At 60.9% G+C, this 19,254-nt stretch carries 22 protein-coding genes; 9 read left to right on the top strand and 13 right to left on the bottom strand.

The genetic code is table 11. From position 1 onward, the window contains the following. Positions 1–2: 2 nt before the first annotated feature. The 13 genes from tolA to I8746_RS07335 form a co-directional block, all read right to left on the bottom strand. On the bottom strand, positions 3–1,121 hold the full coding sequence (tolA, locus tag I8746_RS07395) for a cell envelope integrity protein TolA (protein ID WP_012051476.1): 1,119 nt from the start codon (positions 1,119–1,121) through the stop codon (positions 3–5). After that, on the bottom strand, positions 1,121–1,573 hold the full coding sequence (gene tolR / locus I8746_RS07390; protein WP_003254760.1) for a protein TolR: 453 nt from the start codon (positions 1,571–1,573) through the stop codon (positions 1,121–1,123). Before tolR ends, tolA begins: the two co-directional genes overlap by 1 nt. A 14-nt stretch (positions 1,574–1,587) precedes the next feature. Continuing rightward, positions 1,588–2,283: a protein TolQ gene (gene tolQ, locus I8746_RS07385; protein ID WP_010952367.1), complete on the bottom strand. Its 696-nt coding sequence runs from the start codon at positions 2,281–2,283 to the stop codon at positions 1,588–1,590. Between the two features lie 2 nt (positions 2,284–2,285). Beyond that, positions 2,286–2,738, bottom strand: coding sequence for a tol-pal system-associated acyl-CoA thioesterase (gene ybgC / locus I8746_RS07380; RefSeq protein ID WP_003254764.1), 453 nt, complete (start codon positions 2,736–2,738; stop codon positions 2,286–2,288). Positions 2,739–2,863: 125 nt separating this feature from the next. Continuing rightward, positions 2,864–3,910, bottom strand: coding sequence for a Holliday junction branch migration DNA helicase RuvB (ruvB, locus tag I8746_RS07375; protein ID WP_003254766.1), 1,047 nt, complete (start codon positions 3,908–3,910; stop codon positions 2,864–2,866). Next, complete coding sequence (ruvA, locus tag I8746_RS07370; RefSeq protein ID WP_003254768.1) at positions 3,907–4,524, bottom strand: Holliday junction branch migration protein RuvA; 618 nt, start codon at positions 4,522–4,524, stop codon at positions 3,907–3,909. The genes ruvB and ruvA overlap by 4 nt, the downstream gene beginning before the upstream one ends. Before the next feature lie 109 nt (positions 4,525–4,633). After that, entirely contained in the window at positions 4,634–5,158 is a 525-nt protein-coding gene (gene ruvC, locus I8746_RS07365) for a crossover junction endodeoxyribonuclease RuvC (protein ID WP_003254769.1), read from the bottom strand. 185 nt (positions 5,159–5,343) lie between these two features. Then, positions 5,344–6,090 carry a YebC/PmpR family DNA-binding transcriptional regulator gene (locus I8746_RS07360; protein WP_003254770.1) on the bottom strand — a complete coding sequence of 249 codons (747 nt, stop codon included), beginning with the start codon at positions 6,088–6,090 and terminating at the stop codon, positions 5,344–5,346. Positions 6,091–6,204: 114 nt separating this feature from the next. Further along, positions 6,205–7,980: an aspartate--tRNA ligase gene (gene aspS, locus I8746_RS07355; protein WP_221100397.1), complete on the bottom strand. Its 1,776-nt coding sequence runs from the start codon at positions 7,978–7,980 to the stop codon at positions 6,205–6,207. Positions 7,981–8,073: 93 nt separating this feature from the next. Beyond that, positions 8,074–8,295 (bottom strand): FmdB family zinc ribbon protein, encoded by a 222-nt coding sequence (locus I8746_RS07350; protein WP_003254776.1) that lies wholly within the window; start codon positions 8,293–8,295, stop codon positions 8,074–8,076. Between the two features lie 94 nt (positions 8,296–8,389). Next, positions 8,390–8,719, bottom strand: a complete 330-nt coding sequence (locus tag I8746_RS07345) for a ribbon-helix-helix domain-containing protein (RefSeq protein WP_003254778.1) — start codon at positions 8,717–8,719, stop codon at positions 8,390–8,392. A 302-nt stretch (positions 8,720–9,021) separates the two neighbouring features. After that, positions 9,022–9,843, bottom strand: a complete 822-nt coding sequence (locus I8746_RS07340) for an aldo/keto reductase (RefSeq protein WP_221100396.1) — start codon at positions 9,841–9,843, stop codon at positions 9,022–9,024. Then, entirely contained in the window at positions 9,831–10,736 is a 906-nt protein-coding gene (locus I8746_RS07335) for a LysR family transcriptional regulator (protein ID WP_004374224.1), read from the bottom strand. The genes I8746_RS07340 and I8746_RS07335 overlap by 13 nt, the downstream gene beginning before the upstream one ends. Before the next feature lie 140 nt (positions 10,737–10,876). Here I8746_RS07335 and I8746_RS07330 point away from each other — a divergent pair, with 140 nt between their 5' ends. From I8746_RS07330 to I8746_RS07290, 9 genes are all read left to right on the top strand, one after another. Beyond that, positions 10,877–11,575, top strand: a complete 699-nt coding sequence (locus I8746_RS07330) for a CoA transferase subunit A (RefSeq protein ID WP_004374230.1) — start codon at positions 10,877–10,879, stop codon at positions 11,573–11,575. Between the two features lie 35 nt (positions 11,576–11,610). After that, positions 11,611–12,267 carry a CoA transferase subunit B gene (locus I8746_RS07325; protein WP_004576290.1) on the top strand — a complete coding sequence of 219 codons (657 nt, stop codon included), beginning with the start codon at positions 11,611–11,613 and terminating at the stop codon, positions 12,265–12,267. A gap of 153 nt (positions 12,268–12,420) precedes the next feature. Beyond that, positions 12,421–13,839: a short-chain fatty acid transporter gene (locus I8746_RS07320; RefSeq protein WP_004576289.1), complete on the top strand. Its 1,419-nt coding sequence runs from the start codon at positions 12,421–12,423 to the stop codon at positions 13,837–13,839. A gap of 76 nt (positions 13,840–13,915) precedes the next feature. Beyond that, positions 13,916–14,458, top strand: a complete 543-nt coding sequence (locus tag I8746_RS07315; protein WP_012052388.1) for a helix-turn-helix domain-containing protein — start codon at positions 13,916–13,918, stop codon at positions 14,456–14,458. A gap of 249 nt (positions 14,459–14,707) precedes the next feature. Further along, positions 14,708–14,884 (top strand): EPS-associated small membrane protein EppA, encoded by a 177-nt coding sequence (gene eppA / locus I8746_RS07310; RefSeq protein WP_004374238.1) that lies wholly within the window; start codon positions 14,708–14,710, stop codon positions 14,882–14,884. Between the two features lie 261 nt (positions 14,885–15,145). After that, complete coding sequence (locus I8746_RS07305; RefSeq protein ID WP_004374240.1) at positions 15,146–15,703, top strand: polysaccharide biosynthesis/export family protein; 558 nt, start codon at positions 15,146–15,148, stop codon at positions 15,701–15,703. A 24-nt stretch (positions 15,704–15,727) separates the two neighbouring features. Continuing rightward, positions 15,728–16,843: a hypothetical protein gene (locus tag I8746_RS07300; protein WP_012052387.1), complete on the top strand. Its 1,116-nt coding sequence runs from the start codon at positions 15,728–15,730 to the stop codon at positions 16,841–16,843. Between the two features lie 19 nt (positions 16,844–16,862). Then, the gene (locus I8746_RS07295) at positions 16,863–18,425 is read left to right on the top strand and encodes a Wzz/FepE/Etk N-terminal domain-containing protein (RefSeq protein WP_012052386.1); all 1,563 of its coding nucleotides are present in this window, start codon (positions 16,863–16,865) and stop codon (positions 18,423–18,425) included. 11 nt (positions 18,426–18,436) lie between these two features. Continuing rightward, positions 18,437–19,243: a CpsD/CapB family tyrosine-protein kinase gene (locus tag I8746_RS07290; RefSeq protein ID WP_012052385.1), complete on the top strand. Its 807-nt coding sequence runs from the start codon at positions 18,437–18,439 to the stop codon at positions 19,241–19,243. Positions 19,244–19,254 lie beyond the last annotated feature (11 nt).

The following is a 19,254-nucleotide window of genomic DNA, read 5'->3' as shown; positions in this document are numbered from 1 at the left end:
AATCACAACGCTAGATCCTCAGGTGTAAATGTCATCTTGAACGAACGATATTGGTTGAAATCGCTCGGCTTCATACCCTGCATCTCGGTCAAACGACCAATGTTCTTCACCGCAGCCACCGCCGAACTGTCATACGGGCCGTCACCACTGGAACGGGCCACGCTGACACTGGTGATGGTACCGTCCGGCAACATGTTGATCTGCAGGACCACCGTCATGCCCTTGCGCGCGGAAGGCGGACGTGCCCAGCCCTCGGCCGCGCGCATACGGATCAGGTCGTCGAAGTCGCCGGCCACCTGGTCACCCTGCTCGTCGGCCAGCGCTTGCTGCCGCTCGGTGGTATCGGACAACAGCTCGGCCAGTGCCTGGGCTTTCTTGTCTTCTGCCGCCTTGCGGGCCGCTTCCTGTGCCTTCTTCTTCTGGGCATCTGCAGCGGCCTTTTTCTTGGCCTCTTCAGCTGCCTTCTTCTTCGCGTCCTCGGCCGCCGCTTTCTTCTTGGCGTCCTCGGCTGCTTTCTTCTTGGCCTCTTCGGCTGCCTTTTTCTTGGCTTCCTCGGCGGCTTGCTTCTTCGCCTCTTCAGCAGCCTCTTTCTTGGCCTCTTCTTCGGCTTTTTTCTTGGCTTCGTCCTCAGCCTTTTTCTTGGCGATGTCGGCCTGCTGTTTCTCGGCGGCTTTCTTCGCCTCGTCGGCTTTCTTGGCTTCGGCGGCTTTCTTGGCCTCGGCAGCCTTGGCAGCTTCGGCGGCCTTGGCAGCATCCTCAGCTTTTTTCGCCTCGGCGGCTTCGCGGGCCTCTTCGGCCTTTTGAGCGGCGTCAGCTTTCTTTTGTTCCGCGGCCTTCACGGCCTCCTGCTCGACCTTCTTCTGTTCCAGCTGCTCGACTTCGGTCTGGCGCGAAGCGGTTTTCTTCGCCTCCCCGGCAATCTTCTGATTGGTCTGGGTGGTTGCCTGGCTCTTGGACTTGAGCTGGTACAGGGTAGCCTGAACGATCGGCTTGGAAGGCGGCAGCTCAGGCGTCATGGCAAAACTGACGAACAGCAGGGCAAACACCAGCACATGCAGGCCGATGGCCCAGACACTGGGCCAGAAGTAGCTTTCCGAGGCGGATGGCTCTCGCTGTTGCATCAGGGCGCCTCGGTAATCAGGCCAACGTTACCGACACCGGCCTTCTGCAACCCGCCCATGGCACCCATGACCGCGCCATAGTCGACAGCCTTGTCGCCACGAATGAACACCTGGGTCTGCTTGCCCTGGTCACGGCCGGCAGCAATGATCTTGGTGACGGCGTCGGTCATGGCCGGCAAGGTCATGGCCTTGTCCATCTGCTTGTCGGTATCGACTTCACTGCCGAGGTTCCAGTAATAGGTTTTATCGGCCTTGATGGAGATGGTGAGGATCTGGACGTTGTTGTCCTGCGGCAAGGCTTCGCTGGAAACCTTGGGCAGGTCGACCTTCACGCCCTGGTTGAGCATGGGCGCCGTCACCATGAAGATGACCAGCAGCACCAGCATCACGTCGATGTAGGGCACCACGTTCATCTCGGCGACGGGCTTGCGTTTGTGGCGAACTCGGGCCATGGGCTTCTACCTGATTACTCTTCGCTGGTGTGCACTTTGCGGTGCAGGATCGCCTGGAACTCGTCGGCGAAGGTGTAGTAACGGCCGATCAGTACTTCACTGCGCGCGGCGAAACGGTTGTAGGCAATGACAGCCGGGATTGCCGCGAACAGGCCGATGGCGGTAGCGATCAGTGCTTCGGCGATGCCCGGAGCAACGGTGGCCAGGGTGGCCTGCTGGGCGCTGGCCAGGCCACGGAAGGAGTTCATGATGCCCCATACGGTGCCGAACAGGCCGATGTACGGGCTGGTCGAACCAACGGTGGCCAGGAACGGCAAGCTCTGCTCGAGTTTTTCTTCCTCGCGCGAGATGGCCACACGCATGGCACGGCCAACACCTTCCATGACAGCGTCCGGATCAACACCCGGCTGCTGGCGCAGGCGCGAGAACTCCTTGAAACCGGCACGGAACACCTGCTCCACGCCGGAGTCCGGGTCTGGGTTGCTGCCTGCCTGGCGGTACAGCTTGGACAGGTCGATGCCTGACCAGAAGCGCTCTTCGAAGGCATCCAGCGCACGACGACCGGCGCGCAGCATGGTGCTGCGCTGGAAGATCATGATCCATGAGGTGACCGAGGCGGCCACCAGGGTCAGCATTACCAGCTGTACCACCACGCTGGCATTGCTGACCAGACTCCACATGGAGGTATGGTCGACGACGTTAGCTTCCACGCTTATTCTCCTGCATTCGATTGATTACCCGAGCCGTCCGCCGCAAAGGCGTCGCGCAGCTGGGGGGGTAGGGCTCGGGGTTTGAAAGTGTCGGCGCGCACGGCAGCCACCAGGAACTGCCCTTCGCAAAGCAGCGTTTCATCCTTTTCCCGCCAGACCTGCTGTACGAAACGCAAGCTGGCGCGATTGAGTTCAAGTACTTGCGCGGTCACCCGCAATTCGTCATCCAGCCGCGCCGGCGCGTGATAGCGCGCTTCGCTGGAATGGACCACGAACAGCAGGTTGTCTTCAGCCAGCTGCGACTGGGAAAAGCCCAGGTGCCGCAGGCGTTCGGTGCGCGCGCGCTCCATGAATTTCAGGTAGTTGACGTAATACACCACGCCGCCCGCATCGGTATCTTCGTAATAGACGCGACACCGGTGTGCGAACGGTTCGAGCTGATTTTGCGCGCGCATACTCTAGTGCTTACTCCTCAGCTTGCCAATCCGCTGTGGCAACTGTTTTTTCTTCATTAATGTCTTATTGCCAGCGCACCCAGGGCATGCCAGCGGTAGGACCACGAAAAGTCGCTTTTGATCTGTCATTCATCGCCTGGCTCGGAAAAATCGCCCCCCTCCCCCAAGCGCCCGGGAATATTCAGCCCAAAGTGCAGGTAGGCATGCCGGGTGACCACGCGGCCGCGTGGCGTGCGCATGATGTAGCCCTGCTGAATCAGGTACGGCTCAAGCACATCTTCGATGGTATGACGCTCTTCGCTGATGGCTGCAGCCAGGTTGTCCACGCCCACCGGGCCGCCGTCGAACTTCTCGATCATGGTCAGCAGCAGGCGACGGTCCGAATGGTCGAAACCACGCTCGTCGACATCCAGCAGGTTCAGCGCCATGTCAGCCACGGCCTTGGTGATCTGGCCCTTGCCGCGCACCTCGGCGTAGTCACGCACGCGGCGCAGCAGGCGGTTGGCGATGCGCGGCGTGCCACGGGCACGGCGGGCGATCTCGTAGGCCCCCTGGTCTTCGATGGCCAGGCCAAGGATGTTGGCCGAGCGGCTGACAATGGTGCTCAGATCCTTGTCGTTGTAGAACTCCAGGCGCTGAACGATACCGAAGCGGTCACGCAGCGGGTTGGTCAGCATGCCGGCACGGGTAGTAGCCCCCACCAGGGTGAAGGGTGGCAGATCGAGCTTGATAGAACGGGCTGCCGGGCCTTCGCCGATCATGATGTCGAGCTGGAAGTCCTCCATGGCCGGGTAAAGCACTTCTTCGACCACAGGCGACAGCCGGTGGATTTCGTCGATGAACAGCACGTCGTGCGGCTCGAGGTTGGTCAGCATGGCTGCCAGGTCGCCGGGGCGCTCGAGAATCGGCCCCGAAGTGCTCTTCACCGACACGCCCATTTCATGGGCGATGATGTTGGCCAGGGTGGTCTTGCCCAGGCCGGGCGGGCCGAAGATCAGCGTGTGGTCAAGCGATTCGCCGCGGCCGCGGGCGGCCTGGATGAACAGCGCCATCTGCTCGCGCACCACCGGCTGGCCAATGTACTCGTCCAGGCTCAGCGGGCGAATCGCACGGTCCTGGACTTCTTCGCGGTCGCGGCCACTGGCGGCGATCAGGCGGTCGGCTTCGATCACTTGGAAATCATCCCTTTCAGGCTGCGGCGGATCAGCTCTTCACTGCTCAGGCCGGCCTTGTCCTTGATCGCGGCAATTGCCTTGCTGGCTTCCTGCGGCTTGTAGCCCAGCGAGACCAAGGCACTGACTGCATCGGCCTCGGCACTGGACTCGCTGGCAACCGGCAAAGGCCCATCGGACACCAGGGTGAACATGGCCGGCGAGGTTTCCCAGGCCTTGAAACGGTCCTTGAGCTCGACCAGCAAGCGCTCGGCGGTTTTCTTGCCGACGCCCGGCACGCGCACCAGGGCTGAGGTGTCCTGGGCCTGCACGCAGCGCACCAGTTCATCCACTTCCAGCCCGGACATCAGCGCCAGGGCCAGCTTAGGCCCTACGCCGTTCAGGCGGATCAGCTCGCGGAACAACTCGCGCTCACGTTTTTCGGCAAAGCCGTAGAGCAAGTGGGCATCTTCGCGCACGACCAGGTGGGTATGCACCGTGACGGTTTCACCCACTTTGGGCAGACGGTACAGCGTGGTCATGGGAACTTCCAGTTCGTAACCCACGCCGTTGACGTCGATAATCAGGTGAGGCGGTTGTTTTTCCGCCAGGGTGCCGCGCAAACGTCCAATCACGTTCCGATCCTTCCTCTCGGGGAGCCGGTCAAAGACCGCTCAACCCTATCAGCAAATGCAGCAGGTGAATGCATCACCCGAACAAAATGTGTATCAGCGCATGAAGCGCTTACAGACGCAAGCGCCCGCCGCGTCGCCGCGCTGTGCTCAAGCCATGCGGCACCAGGCTGGAGCGGGTGTGGGCGTGGCACAGGGCGATGGCCAGGGCATCGGAAGCGTCGATCTGCGGTTTTTGCGTCAATTTCAGCAGGTGCATGACCATCATCATCACCTGCTCCTTGTTGGCACCACCCGTGCCGGCCACGGCCTGCTTGACCTGGGTGGCGCTGTACTCGGCGATCTCCAGGCCAGCCTCGGCGGCGGCGACGATAGCCGCGCCACGTGCCTGGCCAAGCTTGAGCGCCGAATCGGCGTTGCGGGCCATGAACACCCGTTCGATGCCCATGGTCACCGGGCCGTGCTGAGCAATGATTTCACTGACACCACGAAAAACAATCTGCAGCCGCTCGTGCAGCTCACCGCTGCCGGTGCGGATGCAGCCCGACGCCACGTACTCGCAACCACGGGCGGTCTGGCGTACCACGCCATAGCCGGTGATGCGCGAGCCGGGGTCGATACCTAGAATCAGAGTCATAAAGCCCGTCGAAAAAATGATGCATCTCTACAAACTGCGCCGGCCCTTTCGCGGGTAAACCCGCTCCTACAGGTACTGCACCACATTTGAAATGGGCGTAATACCTGTAGGAGCGGGTTTACCCGCGAAAGGGCCGGCACAGGCGCTATCAAACGCTCAGAGTTGGCACAAAATGCCAAATCACCTTAGCCGAGGTTTTCCATGATCTCATCGGAAATCTGGGCGTTGGAGTAAACGTTCTGCACGTCATCCAGGTCTTCGAGCATGTCGATCAGCTTGAGCACCTTTTCGGCACCGTCCTGGTCGAGTTCGGCGCTGGTGGTCGGCTGCATGACGATTTCCGCGTCAGCGGCCTTGAAGCCAGCCTCTTCCAAGGCATTACGCACGGCATAGAAGCTGTTGAACGAGGTGAACACGTCGAAGGAGCCGTCGTCGTTGGCGACCACGTCATCGGCATCGGCTTCCATTGCCGCTTCCATCAACGCGTCCTCTTCCACGCCCGGAGCAAAGCTGATCTGGCCTTTGCGCTCGAACAGGTAGGCCACAGAACCGTCAGTACCCAGGTTGCCGCCACACTTGGTGAAGGCATGGCGCACGGCCGCGGCGGTACGGTTGCGGTTGTCGGTCATGGCTTCGACCATGATCGCCACGCCACCCGGGCCGTAACCTTCGTAGCTAAGCTCTTCGACATTGTCGCTTTCATTGGTGCCAGCACCACGGGCCACGGCACGATCGATGATGTCGCGGCTCATGTTGGCGCCCAACGCCTTGTCCAGCGCCAGGCGAAGGCGCGGGTTGGATGCCGGATCAGGGCCACCCTGCTTGGCAGCGACCGTCAGTTCGCGGATCCACTTGGTGAAGACCTTGCCCCTCTTGGCATCCTGGCGCTCTTTGCGGTGCTTGATGTTCGCCCACTTGGAATGACCAGCCATAACGACTCCGAATCCTTTGAATCACAAACAGCCCCGCCCCATGACGGGGCGGGACGGGAAAATACCTGCGTCGAAACGCAAAGGCGCATCCATGTGGATGCGCCCGGGGACTGCTTACTCGACCTTGGTCTGTTCGCGCAGTCGGATGTGCAGCTCGCGCAGGGCCTTGGCGTCGACCATGCCAGGGGCCTGGGTCATGACGCATGCGGCGCTCTGGGTTTTCGGGAACGCGATCACTTCACGGATCGACTGAGCGCCGGTCATCAGCATGACCAGACGGTCCAGGCCGAACGCCAGGCCACCGTGAGGCGGTGCCCCGAACTTCAGAGCGTCGAGCAGGAAGCCAAACTTCTCTTCCTGTTCTTCTGCCTCGATACCCAACAGACGGAATACTGCCTGTTGCATCTCTTTACGGTGGATACGGATCGAACCGCCACCCAGCTCGGTACCGTTCAGCACCATGTCGTAGGCACGGGACAGGGCAGTGGCCGGGTTGGCCTCGAGCTCTTCCGGCGTGCACTTCGGCGCGGTGAACGGGTGGTGCAATGCCGTGAAGCTGCCGTCTTCGTTCTCTTCGAACATTGGGAAGTCGACGACCCACATCGGCGCCCACTCGCAGGTCAGCAGCTCGAAGTCGTGACCCAGACGAATACGCAGCGCACCCAGGGCTTCGCTGACCACCTTGAACTTGTCGGCACCGAAGAACACGATGTCACCGTCTACGGCGCCAACGCGATCGAGGATGTTGTTGAGGTTGGCCTCAGGGATGTTCTTGACGATCGGCGACTGCAGGCCTTCGACGCCCTTGGCGCGCTCGTTGACCTTGATGTAGGCCAGCCCCTTGGCACCGTAGATACCGACGAACTTGGTGTACTCGTCGATTTTGCTGCGCGGCATGCTGGCACCACCTGGCAGACGCAGGGCGGTAACGCGGCACTTTGGATCGTTGGCCGGGCCGGCGAACACCTTGAAGTCGACATCCTTCAGCTGGTCGGCAACGTCAACCAGCTCCAGCGGAATACGCAGGTCTGGCTTGTCGGAGCCGTAGCGGCGCATGGCCTCTTCGAAGGTCATGTGCGGGAATTCGCCGAATTCCAGGTCGAGCACTTCCTTGAACAGCTTGCGGATCATGCTTTCGGTCAGGCCCATGATCTCGCTTTCATCGAGGAAACTGGTCTCGATGTCGATCTGGGTGAATTCCGGCTGACGGTCGGCACGCAGGTCTTCGTCACGGAAGCACTTGGCGATCTGGTAGTAACGGTCGAAGCCAGCGACCATCAGCAGCTGCTTGAACAGCTGTGGCGATTGCGGCAGGGCGAAGAAGCTACCGGCGTGGGTACGGCTTGGCACCAGGTAGTCGCGCGCGCCTTCCGGCGTGGCTCGGGTGAGGATCGGGGTTTCGACGTCGAGGAAGCCGTTTTCGTCGAGGAAGCGACGGATGCTGCTGGTGATGTGCGAGCGCAGGCGCAGCTTGTCGGCCATTTCCGGGCGACGCAGATCGATGAAGCGATAACGCAGGCGAGTTTCCTCGCCGACGTCGGAGTATTCGTTCAGGGGGAACGGCGGGGTTTCCGCTTCGTTGAGCACGTTCAGCTGGTAGCCGAGGATCTCGATGGCACCGGATGCCATGTTGGCATTCACTGCACCTTCAGGACGCTTGCGGACCTTGCCGGTGATCTGCACGACGTATTCGCTGCGCACACGGTCGGCAGCAGCGAAGGTTTCGGCGCGATCCGGGTCGAACACGACCTGGGCCATGCCTTCGCGGTCACGGATGTCGAGGAAGATCACCCCGCCGTGGTCGCGGCGACGATGGACCCAGCCGCAAAGGGTGACTTCCTGGCCGTCCAGGCTCTCGTTCAGTTGGCCGCAATAATGGCTGCGCATCATGATGGTGGTTTCGCTTCTCGTGATTCGTGTATTCGGTGGAGGCCTTGGCCGCCCGGAGGGCTAATACTGCAAGACCCGGTCACAGCATTCAACTCAGTCGGCCTTGTCGCCGCCTGCCAGATTCTTTTTCGCCCCGGTCTTGAAGTCGGTTTCGTACCAACCGTTACCGCTCAGGCGAAAGCCTGGCACCGACAGCAGCTTTTTCAGTGCCGGCGCCTGACAGGCCGGGCAATCGGTCAGCGGCGCGGCGCTGATCTTCTGCAGCACTTCCATGCGGTGCTCGCAGGACGCACATTGATAGTCATAAAGGGGCATGGGTGTCTCTCGTCAACCATAACGCTGGCTGCCGGGGGGCAGCAAAAAGCGGGATTATATATGGTTAGCAAGCACTGCGCAGCCCGCCTGGCGATCAGCGCACACTTGGCGGGTCCTGCAGCCACGCCACGCAGATTACCCGGATCAGCCCGCTGAAATTGCGCACTCCGCCCTGGCGCAGGTGCACTTCACGGTCCACGTAGGACAACACGGCACTGACCGAACAACGGTTGGCAGCAGCAATGCGCTCAAGGATACCCCAGTAGACAGCCTCCAGGCGCAGGCAGGTAGAAAAGCCGTTAAGCCGCACGGAACGTGACACCGGCTGCGTCTGCAACATGTCGAAGTCCGCCTTGAACGGGTCGATGCACTGTTTTCCTGGCCAGCTGCCCTGGCCAGCCATACGTTTGCTCGCTTGCATCATGCGCCACACTTCCTCGTCACAGGTACCAGGTGGCCTATGAAGCGCTGACGGGCGAGCTTAAAGCAGCGGCAAAATGTTCCTTCGCAAATACCGGATTGCCAAGCGGAGCCTGTGGGAGCGGCCTTGCGTCGCGAAAGGGCCGCGCAGCGGCCCCAGGATCTCGGCATCATGCATAGATTGCTGGGGCCGCTTTGCGGCCCTATCGCGACACAAGGCCGCTCCCACAGGGATCGCGCCGCCTTTTAGAAATTGAGCAAGACAGTTGCTCCCAAAGGTCGCGTCCTGGTCCCGCTTGTGCTCGCCTACACCATCGCCAACCGCTGCTTGCGCGTCGGTGCAGGGAACGCCCGGTCGATCGCCCGCAGGTCTTCACCGGTCAAGGTCAGCGCTCCCGCCGCCGCATTGAGCCGCACGTGCTCGGGCGCCACCGCCTTGGGGATGGCGATCACGCCGTCATCGCGGGTCACCCAGGCCAGGCAGACCTGGGCCGGTGTGGCGCCATGGCGCTCGGCAATTTCCGCCAGTACCGGGTGCTGCAACAAGCGCCCGGCCTGAGCCAGCGGGCAGTAGGCCATGGTTGGCAAGCCACGTTTTTCGCACCACGGTAGCAAGTCGAATTCGATGCCGCGCTGGGCCGGGTTATACAACACCTGGTTGGTGGCACAATCAGGGTTGCGCAGTTCGCGCAGGTCGTCGACGTCAAAGTTGGACACGCCCCAACGCTTGATCTTGCCTTGCTCGCGCAAGCGCTCGAAGCCTTCGACGGTTTCCTCCAGCGGGTGCTGACCCCGCCAGTGCAGCAGGTACAAGTCGATGCAATCAGTGCCCAGCCGGGTGAGGCTGCGTTCGCAGGCAGCCGCCATGCCGCGCAGGCCGGCATTGTGCGGGTAGACCTTGCTGACCAGAAATACCCGGTCGCGGCGCCCGGCAATGGCTTGGCCAACGACCTCTTCTGCCCCCCCTTCGGCATACATCTCGGCGGTGTCGATCAGGTTCAGGCCCAGCTCGATGCCCTGTTGCAGCGCCGCGACTTCGGCAGCCTTGCGACCTGGGTCTTCGCCCATGTACCAGGTGCCTTGGCCGATGGCTGGAACACTCGTGCCTGCCAGATTTACGTAACGCATGTCACCTCCGGGATCCGGGTATTGGAAAGAAGCACCTCAAGCAGTGCTTGCGCTGCGGTGGAAAGCTTGTGCTCGCTGAGGGCAATCACGCCGATGCGCCGCTCGACAGTGGGCTCGACCAAGGTTACGCAGCGGGCACCCAGCTCCTGCATCTGGTTGATGCACAGCGCCGGCACAGCACTGACCCCCAGGCCGCTGGCCACCATGCGGCCGATGGTCGTCAGCTGGTGGCTTTCGAACGCGACTGCCAGCTTGCCGTGGCGGGCCGCCACATTCTGCTCCATCAGCAGGCGCACCGCCGAAGGGCGCTGCAGGGCCACGAAATCTTCGGCCATCAGCTGTGCCCAGCTGACCTGGGGCAGCAGCGCCAAGGGCGAGTCGGCGGCCACTACCGCAACGAAGCGGTCCATGTACAACGGGTGGAAGTCCAGCCCATCGATGTTATCCGGCTCGAAGCCGATGCCCAGTTCGACGCGGCGATGGCGTACCAGTTCCTGTACCTGTTCGTTGATCACGTCGTGCACCGTGACGTTGACCTTGGGGTAGCGCTGGCGAAACACCTTGAGCGCGTGGGGCAACAGGTTGCCGGCAAAAGCCGGCATGGCCGCCACTGACACACGGCCCAATTGCAGGGTAAAGCGCTGGCGCAGCATCTCTTCGGTGTCGTCCCAGTCGGCCAGCAGGCGGCGTGCCAGTGGCAGCAGCACTTCGCCTTCGGCAGTCAGGCTGACGCTGCGCGTGGTGCGGCTGAGCAGGGCGCCGCCGAGGTTTTCTTCCAGCGCCTTGATGGTCAGGCTCAGTGCCGGTTGCGAAACGTGCAGGTGTTCACCGGCCTGGGCGAAGCTCTGGTACTTGGCCACGGCAACAAAGGCGCGCAATTGTTTGACGTTCATGTCGGGCCTATCGTTTGTTTTGTAAAAATTATCAATCGATGACGAAAACAAAATTAACAAATCAGTCGCTTGCGGTGAAGATGTCTGCACACGCTCACCGACAGCCTCGTCGGTTAAACAACTACAAAAGGCGGATCAGCATGGCCGGACTGGACAAGCGCGTTGCAACCTATGAACAGGCCCTCGAAGGCCTGACCGACAACATGACGGTACTGGCCGGTGGTTTCGGCCTGTGCGGCATCCCGGAAAACCTTATCAGCGAAATCAAGCGGCGTGGCGTCAAGGGCCTGACCGTGGTTTCCAACAACTGCGGCGTTGACGGTTTTGGTCTGGGCGTGCTGCTGGAAGACCGGCAGATTCGCAAGATGATCGCCTCCTACGTGGGCGAAAACGCCGAGTTCGAACGCCAGTTGCTCAGTGGCGAGCTGGAAGTGGAACTGACCCCACAGGGCACCCTCGCCGAAAAAATGCGCGCAGGTGGTGCCGGCATTCCGGCGTTCTACACCGCCACCGGCTATGGCACCCCGGTTGCCGACGGCAAGGAAGTCCGCGAGTTCAAGGGCCGCAAGTACATCCTGGAAGAGTCCATCACCGGTGACTTCGCCATCGTCAAGGGCTGGAAGGCCGACCACTACGGCAACGTGGTGTACCGCAACACTGCGCAAAACTTCAACCCGCTGGCGGCCACCGCCGGCAAGATCACCGTGGTCGAAGTGGAAGAAATCGTCGAACCCGGCGTGTTGCTGCCAAGCGAAATCCACACCCCGGGCATCTACGTGGACCGTGTCATCGTCGGCACCTTCGAAAAACGTATCGAAAAGCGCACCGTCAAGGCCTGAGCGCCATCCACCCGAACAATAAAGAGATCCTGACCATGGCACTGACCCGCGAACAGATGGCGCAACGCGTTGCCCGTGAACTGAAGGACGGTTACTACGTCAATCTGGGCATCGGCATCCCCACCTTGGTGGCCAACTATGTACCCGCCGACATGGATGTGATGCTGCAATCGGAAAACGGCCTGCTCGGCATGGGCGAATTCCCCACCGAAAGCACCCTCGATGCCGACATGATCAATGCCGGCAAGCAAACGGTCACCGCCCGCCGCGGCGCCTCGATTTTCGATTCGGCACAATCGTTCGCCATGATCCGTGGCGGCCACGTCGACCTGACCGTACTGGGGGCTTTCGAGGTGGACGTGCAGGGCAACATCGCCTCGTGGATGATTCCGGGCAAGCTGGTCAAGGGCATGGGCGGGGCCATGGACCTGGTGGCCGGCGCCGACAACATCATCGTTACCATGACCCACGCCTCCAAGGACGGCGAGTCCAAGTTGCTGCCACAGTGCAGCCTGCCGTTGACCGGTGCGGGCTGCATCCGCAAGGTGCTGACCGACCTGGCCTACCTGGAAATCGAAGACGGCGCCTTCATCCTGCGCGAGACCGCGCCTGGGGTCAGCGTCGAGGAAATCATCGAGAAAACCGCCGGCAAACTGATCGTGCCGGATGACGTGAAGGAAATGACCTTCTAAGGCATGACGTGATCTCACCTGTAGGCGCGGGTTTACCCGCGAATGCGTCGGTACATTGACCGCCGCATTCGCGGGTAAACCCGTTCCCACAGGTTTTTTGCGTTGCCTGGCAATACCGCTTCATCCCATAAAACCAATAAAAGGAATTCAACCGTGGCCGCTGAAATTCAAGACAGCCGCTCCGCGCGCTTTGCCTTGCGCTGCTCCAACTGGGCTGAACGCTGGTTCCCCGACTCCTGGGTGTTCGCCGCGCTGGCGGTGCTGCTGGTGTGTATCGGCGCACTGGCCATGGGCGCCAAACCGACCGACACCGCCAAGGCGTTTGGCGACGGCTTCTGGAGCCTGATACCGTTCACCATGCAGATGGCCTTCGTGGTCATCGGCGGTTATGTGGTGGCCAGCTCGCCGCCCGCCGCGAGGCTGATCGATCGTTTGGCGCGCATCCCCGGCAATGGGCGCTCGGCAGTGTGCTGGGTAGCACTGATCTCGATGCTGGCCTCCTTGCTCAACTGGGGGCTGTCGCTGGTGTTTGGAGGTTTGTTGGTGCGCGCCTTGGCAAGGCGCACCGACCTGAAGATGGACTACCGCGCTGCGGGTGCGGCCGCTTACCTGGGCCTGGGTGCGGTGTGGGCGTTGGGCCTGTCATCCTCGGCGGCGCAGCTGCAGGCCAACCCGGCCAGCCTGCCACCTTCAATCCTGTCGATAACCGGAGTGATCCCGTTTACCGAAACCATCTTTCTCTGGCAGTCCGGCGTGATGTTGGCGGCACTGGTGGTGGTCTCGCTGGTGATTGCCTATGCCACTGCGCCGGGCCCGAACAGCGCACGTAGCGCAGAAGACTGCGGTGTCGACCCCAGCTTCACAGCGCCACCCGCGCCGCAACGCACGCGCCCGGGGGAGTGGCTGGAACACAGCCCAATCCTGATCCTGCTGTTGGTGGCCTTGGCTGCTGGCTGGCTGTATCAGGAGTTTGCGACAAAACCTGCGATTACCGCCATCTCGGGGCTCAACACCTACAACCTGTTGTTCATCATGCTCGGTGCTTTGCTGCACTGGCGCCCACGCAGCTTCCTTGACGCGGTGGCACGCGCGGTACCGACCACCACCGGTGTGCTCATCCAGTTCCCGCTGTATGGTTCGATCGCCGCTATCCTCACCCAGGTGAAGGGCGTCGATGAACAGACGCTGGCCCACCATATTTCACTGTTCTTCACCCAGATTGCCACCCATGACACGTATGCCGTGCTGATGGGCGTGTATTCGGCGGTGCTGGGCTTCTTCATCCCTTCAGGCGGCGGCAAGTGGATCATCGAGGCCCCTTACGTGATGCTGGTGGCCAACGACCTGCAGTACCACCTGGGGTGGGCCGTGCAGATCTACAACGCGGCCGAAGCCTTGCCGAACCTGATCAACCCGTTCTACATGCTGCCGCTGCTGGGCGTGCTGGGGCTCAAGGCGCGCGACCTGATCGGTTTCTCGTTCGTGCAATTGCTGGTGCATGTGCCGTTGGTGCTGGTGTTGCTGTGGGCGCTGGGTACAACGCTGCAGTATGTGCCGCCCGTGATGCCTTGATTCAAGGCCCCTGGAGACTTGGCGTCAGCTTTCAGACGCGTATCATGGCTGCCTCAGCCTGGGAAACCCGCGTCACATGTCTATCCGATTGAAACTGCTGCGTAAGAAACTGGGGATGACCCTGGAAATGCTGGCCGAAAAGACTGGCATGACCAAAAGCTACCTGTCCAAGGTCGAGCGCGGCCTCAACACGCCCTCGATCGCTGCGGCGCTGAAACTGGCGAGGGCACTGAATGTCAATGTCGAAGAGCTGTTCGCCGAAGAACAGACCGGGCAGAGCCGCTACAGCCTGGTGCGCCGTACCGAGCGCCAGGCCTTGGTAGGCGATGGGCAAGGGCCGGGGTACGCGGCCCTCACCAGTCAGGTTGGCCAGCGCAGCCTGCTGCCGTTTCTGATTCAGCCGCCGTCCGAGTTCAGCGACCCCACGTTCAAGGAACACCAGGGCGAAGAGTTCCTGTTTGTTCACGCAGGCCAGGTGGAAGTGGATTTCATGAGTGAGCGGGTGTTGCTGGAGCAGGGCGACGCCCTGCATTTCAATGCCCAGACGCCGCACCGCCTGCGCTCGGTAGGTGCGACACCGGCGCAGTTACTGGTTGTGGTTCACCACGCAGACGAATGAAACCGCAGGGGGCAATCATGCCCCCCACGTGTTCTCAGCTGTGAAACGCCATGTTCATCGCATCATCCCTCCCTTGCATAATCTGCATGCCGTTTTTTTGACGAATGCGCCCATCGCTCATTGAATTTTATTATGGTGTCGGATCATTGACGTAGTGTCATTGTGCCCATAAGCTCAAGTCAACAACGAAACAACTCCCGCAGCACAGCGCCAATAACTAATTGATTTTCCTGTTTTTAGGAGGGGAGTATGCGCACGACTCTGATAATCAAATCGATGTTCTTGCTGGTGATGCTAAGTGGTGCTGCCCGCGCAGCGGATTCGTATATAAATCAGAACAGTATCATTCCTGTTTCAACTGCAGGCTGGTTCTTTGCCTTTGCTGTGGTCGGTTTTGTTGCCGTTGCCAACCGCAGAAAGATCTGAGCCGTATACCGGGTACCTAAAGTGACCCATTGCTGCGAGGCCACAAGCATGGCTTGTGAATTCTCCAACCGTTGCTATATTCCCAGTAGCCCGTAGGACCAACATTTACAAGGCGTTGCAGCCACGTCTGCAGCGTCAAGGCAAGGGCCTCCAGGAAGGTCGAGGCCATCGCGGCAGCAGTGCGCCGTGAAGCGGAGCGAGAGTTGGTGTGTTGTTCTCATTCAGTGCTCTTTGTCGGGCCATTTGGCCGGAGGGACCCTCATGGTGCGTTCAATGTTTGCCGCTTTCTGCATGCTGACGGTGTGGTCTGGTGCCGGTAACGCCGACCAGAGCAGTGCTGCTTACCTGCTCAGCCCCGGCGATGTGGTGATGGTATCGGTGTGGCAGGAAGACAGCCTGCGTCAAGAAGCCACCGTACTTCCCGATGGCAGTATCACCTTCCCCTTGGCCGGGCGCATCAATGTTGCCGGGCTGGACGTGACGGCAGTCGAAAAGCAGGTCGCTGCCAAACTCGAAAAATTCCTCCCCGACCCTAACGTCAGCGTTGTCGTCAAAAGCATTGCCGGCAATATGGTCTATGTGCAGGGCAAAGTGATCAAGCCTGGGCCTGTGCAAATGGCAGGCCCCACGGCGGTATTGCAGGCGCTGAGCATGTCGGGTGGCCTGGACAAGTTTGCGGATGAAAGCGAAATCAAGGTGGTCCGCGGCACCGGTGCTTCCCAAAAGATCCTGCCCGTGCGATATAAGGACCTGGTGTCTGGGCGGGACATGTCCACCAACATCCAACTTCAGGCTGGCGATACGCTGGTCGTTCCTTGATCTTGCCTTTAATAAGAACATTTAATGCCTCTTCTTAGAACAACTCGCATTGCAACGGCAATCTTGGTCTTGCCGTTCACGGACGCGGTACTGGCGGCAAATTGGCAGTCTACGGTGGTGGTACCGACATCCGTCGAATACGACAGCAACCCATTGCTGCTGACCTCGGGGGAAAAGGGCATAACGCGCACGATCATCGCGCCGGATTACACCCTGATCGGCACTTTTGACCGCGACGAATTGAGGTTGGGGCTTGGCATGAATCTGCTGCGCTCGTCCGATACGGATATCGTCGATGACCGTGAAGACCCTGATATCAGCCTGGGTTGGCAGCGCACCACCGAGCGGGGGCGGTTCGGCCTGGTGGGGCGCTACAACGAAAGCTCGACGTTGTCGGGGACAGTACTGGATACCGGGGTGATTACCACCGACGGTACGCAGAAGCTTTACACCTTGACTGGCAACTGGAGCCAGGCGGTGACCGAGCGCAGTACCTTGAGCAACGAAACCACCTACAGCCGTGCCCGTTACGACATCAGCACGCTGACGGGCTACGACGAACTGGCGAACGTCTTCACCTGGACTTACGCCTGGAGTGAGCGGGCTGACCTGTATACCCGTTTTGGTGCCCGGCGCTATGAGCCCGAAGAGGACCTTACCGCCACTGCTTCCAACAGCTACAGCCCGGCAGTCGGCATCAAATACCAGCTTGCCGAAGGCTTGAGCGCCGATGCCCATGTTGGCGTCAACCAAGTGTCAGGTGACGACGGCGGCCGGCGCGGGGAGGGTGGGGTTGCGTTGCTGTACACCGGCCCGCGTGCCGACGCCAGCTTCACCGCCGAGCGCAGCACGGTGGCAAGCGCTGAAGGCGGCTTCGCCGAACTGGACCAGGTGCGCGGTGTGTGGAGCTATGCGCTGACCGAGTTGTCCCGGGTCGGCGCAGACGCCGCGTGGCAAGACAGCAAAGGGCAGTCGCCCAACACGCTGCAGACGTACAGCGTATGGGCCAGCCGCCAGTTTTCGCCTTACTGGGACCTGCGCCTGTCGCTGATGTACAAGGAACGGCAGCAGGACCATGTACCGGATGCGACCGCTACGATCGTTGGTTTGACGTTGACGTACAGGTACCCCGACATCTGAACTGCAGGCAGGTGGCCCTATGAAGTCTGACTACGAGCTCTCCCTCAGAGATTACATCGCCATTATCAAGGACAGGGCCCTGGTGTTAGGGGTGAGTGCCGCAGTCATTCTCGCCGCGACCGTGGCCGTCGCGTTGATGGTGCCGCCGATCTACCAGTCGACCGGCACCATTCTGGTGGAGTCGCAGCAGATTTCGCCTGAACTGGTGTCGACCAACAACACCAGCTTTGCCGATGAGCGCATCGAGGTGATCCGCCAACGGGTGATGACCCGCGACAACCTGCTGCGCATCATCGGCAAGTACGACCTCTTCGCCGACAAGCGCTTCAGCGAAAGCGACAAGATCGACCAGATGCGCAACGCGATCGTGGTCGAAACCCTGACCACCTACGTGCGCGGTCGTGGTGAAGCGACCGTGGCGTTCAATGTGTCGTTCGAGCACAAGCAGGCGCAAGTGGCCAAGGAAGTTGCCGATGAACTGGTGACGCTGTTCCTCAACGAAAACCTCAAGCAGCGCACCGAGCGGGCCAACGAAACCACCGAATTCCTCACCCAGGAAGCCAACAAGCTGGGTGCCGAGCTGGCCAGCCTGGAAAACCAGCTGGCCGATTTCAAGCAGGCCCACGCCAATGCCTTGCCCGAGCACCAGACCCTGCGCATGAACATGCTGTCGCGGGCGGAGCTGGAATTCCGTGAGGTCGACCGTGACTACAAGGCTGCCCAGGAAGAGCTGCGCTACCTGGAACTGGAGCTGTCTGCGGCCAATGCCGGCCTTGCCACCAAGGTTGTCGAGGGCGCCCGGCCAACCCGTGCCGACCTGCCCGAAGACCTGCCAAGCCTGAAAGCCGAATACGCGCAGCTGCTGACCCGCTACAAGGACGCCCACCCGGATGTCGTGGCGGTCAAGCGCAAGATCCAGGCGCTCGAAGCCAGTGGTGGTCGCACTGCGGCAGCGTCCACGGTCAGCCTCGACGCGGCCCGTGTCCGCGCCAAGATGAGTGCCGCGCAGGTGCGTATTGCCTCGCTGGCAGAGCAAAAGCGTGAGCTGACCCGGAAAATGGAAGGCTATGAAGCCGAGATCCTCGAGGCACCGCAAGTCGAGCGTGGCCTGGTGACCTTGATGCGTGACCACGACAACGCGCGCAAGAAATACGAAGAGATTCGTGCCAAGGAAATGGGTGCAAAGATTACCGAAAGCCTCGAGCAGGAAAACAAGGCTGAACGCTTTGTGCTGCTGGAGCCTCCTCTGTTGCCTGAGAAGCCGATCAAGCCTAACCGCAAGAAAATCGCTGCGCTGGGCCTGGTACTGGCACCGGCCGGTGGCGGTGCGCTGGTGATGCTGCTGGAAATGCTCAATCAGCGCGTGCGCGGCGTTGGCGCCCTGGAAAACCTGCTGGGCAAACGGGTGCTGGTGGCACTGCCCTATATCGATACCCGGGCCGACGTGGCCCGCCGCAAGCGCTGGCGCAATCGCCTGATCCTGGCGGCACTGGCGTTGGCAGCTATCATGATAGGGCTGGTGCACGTGTTCTACATGCCACTGGATGTGCTGTTGTACAAAGTCATGTCTCGGTTTGTATAGGGAAAGCAGTGATGGACAGGATCAAGCCGGCTGTTGGCAACAATATTCATCAGGTTACCCCGGGTACTCCCCAGGCACTGTCTCCCGCACCCGGTACGGCGCTGACCGAAGTGCCGGGTCAGTTCGATTACGTGAACACCAAGGTGGTGCCGCTGCGTGCAGACCACCTGGAGCGTAACCGCATCGTGGCGTACAACAAGAACTCCAACATGAACGGGCCGATCGACCTGTTGCGTACGCAGGTGCTCAGGGCCATGGACGAGAACGGCTGGCGCACCTTGGCCATCACCTCGCCAACGCCGGAAGCGGGCAAGACAATGCTGGCGATCAACCTGGCCATGAGTATTGCCCACCACACCACCAAGACTGCGTTGCTGGTGGACTTCGACCTGCGTCGGCCCAAGGTCGGCAGTTACCTGGGGCTGCCCATGGAGCAGGCACTGAACGAGTTTCTGACGGACAAGGCCGAGTTGCAGGACTGCCTGGTCAACCCCACCTTGCCGCGCTTCGTGGTGCTGCCAACGCGGGTACCTGTGCCCCTGTCGACCGAGATGCTGTCCTCGCCCAAGGTGAACAACCTGATTGGTGATTTGCGCAACCGCTACGAATCGCGCATCTGCATTTTCGATTTGCCACCGCTGCTCAGCTCGGACGATGCGATCACCGTGTTACCCAAGTTCGACTGCGTGTTGCTGGTGGTGGCCAACGGAATGAACAACAAGAAGGAAATCGAGGATTGCCTGCATCACCTGGGCACGGTGAACCTGATCGGGACAGTGTTGAACAAGGCTGACGAACAGCCGCGCACCTATTACTGAGCCTTCTGGCA

The sequence above is a fragment of the Pseudomonas sp. USTB-Z genome (assembly GCF_019691255.1).
In the GTDB taxonomy this organism is placed as follows: Bacteria; Pseudomonadota; Gammaproteobacteria; order Pseudomonadales; family Pseudomonadaceae; genus Aquipseudomonas; species Aquipseudomonas alloputida.
Note: the sequence above shows the minus strand (reverse complement) of the source record. Positions and strands in the feature narration are given on the sequence as shown.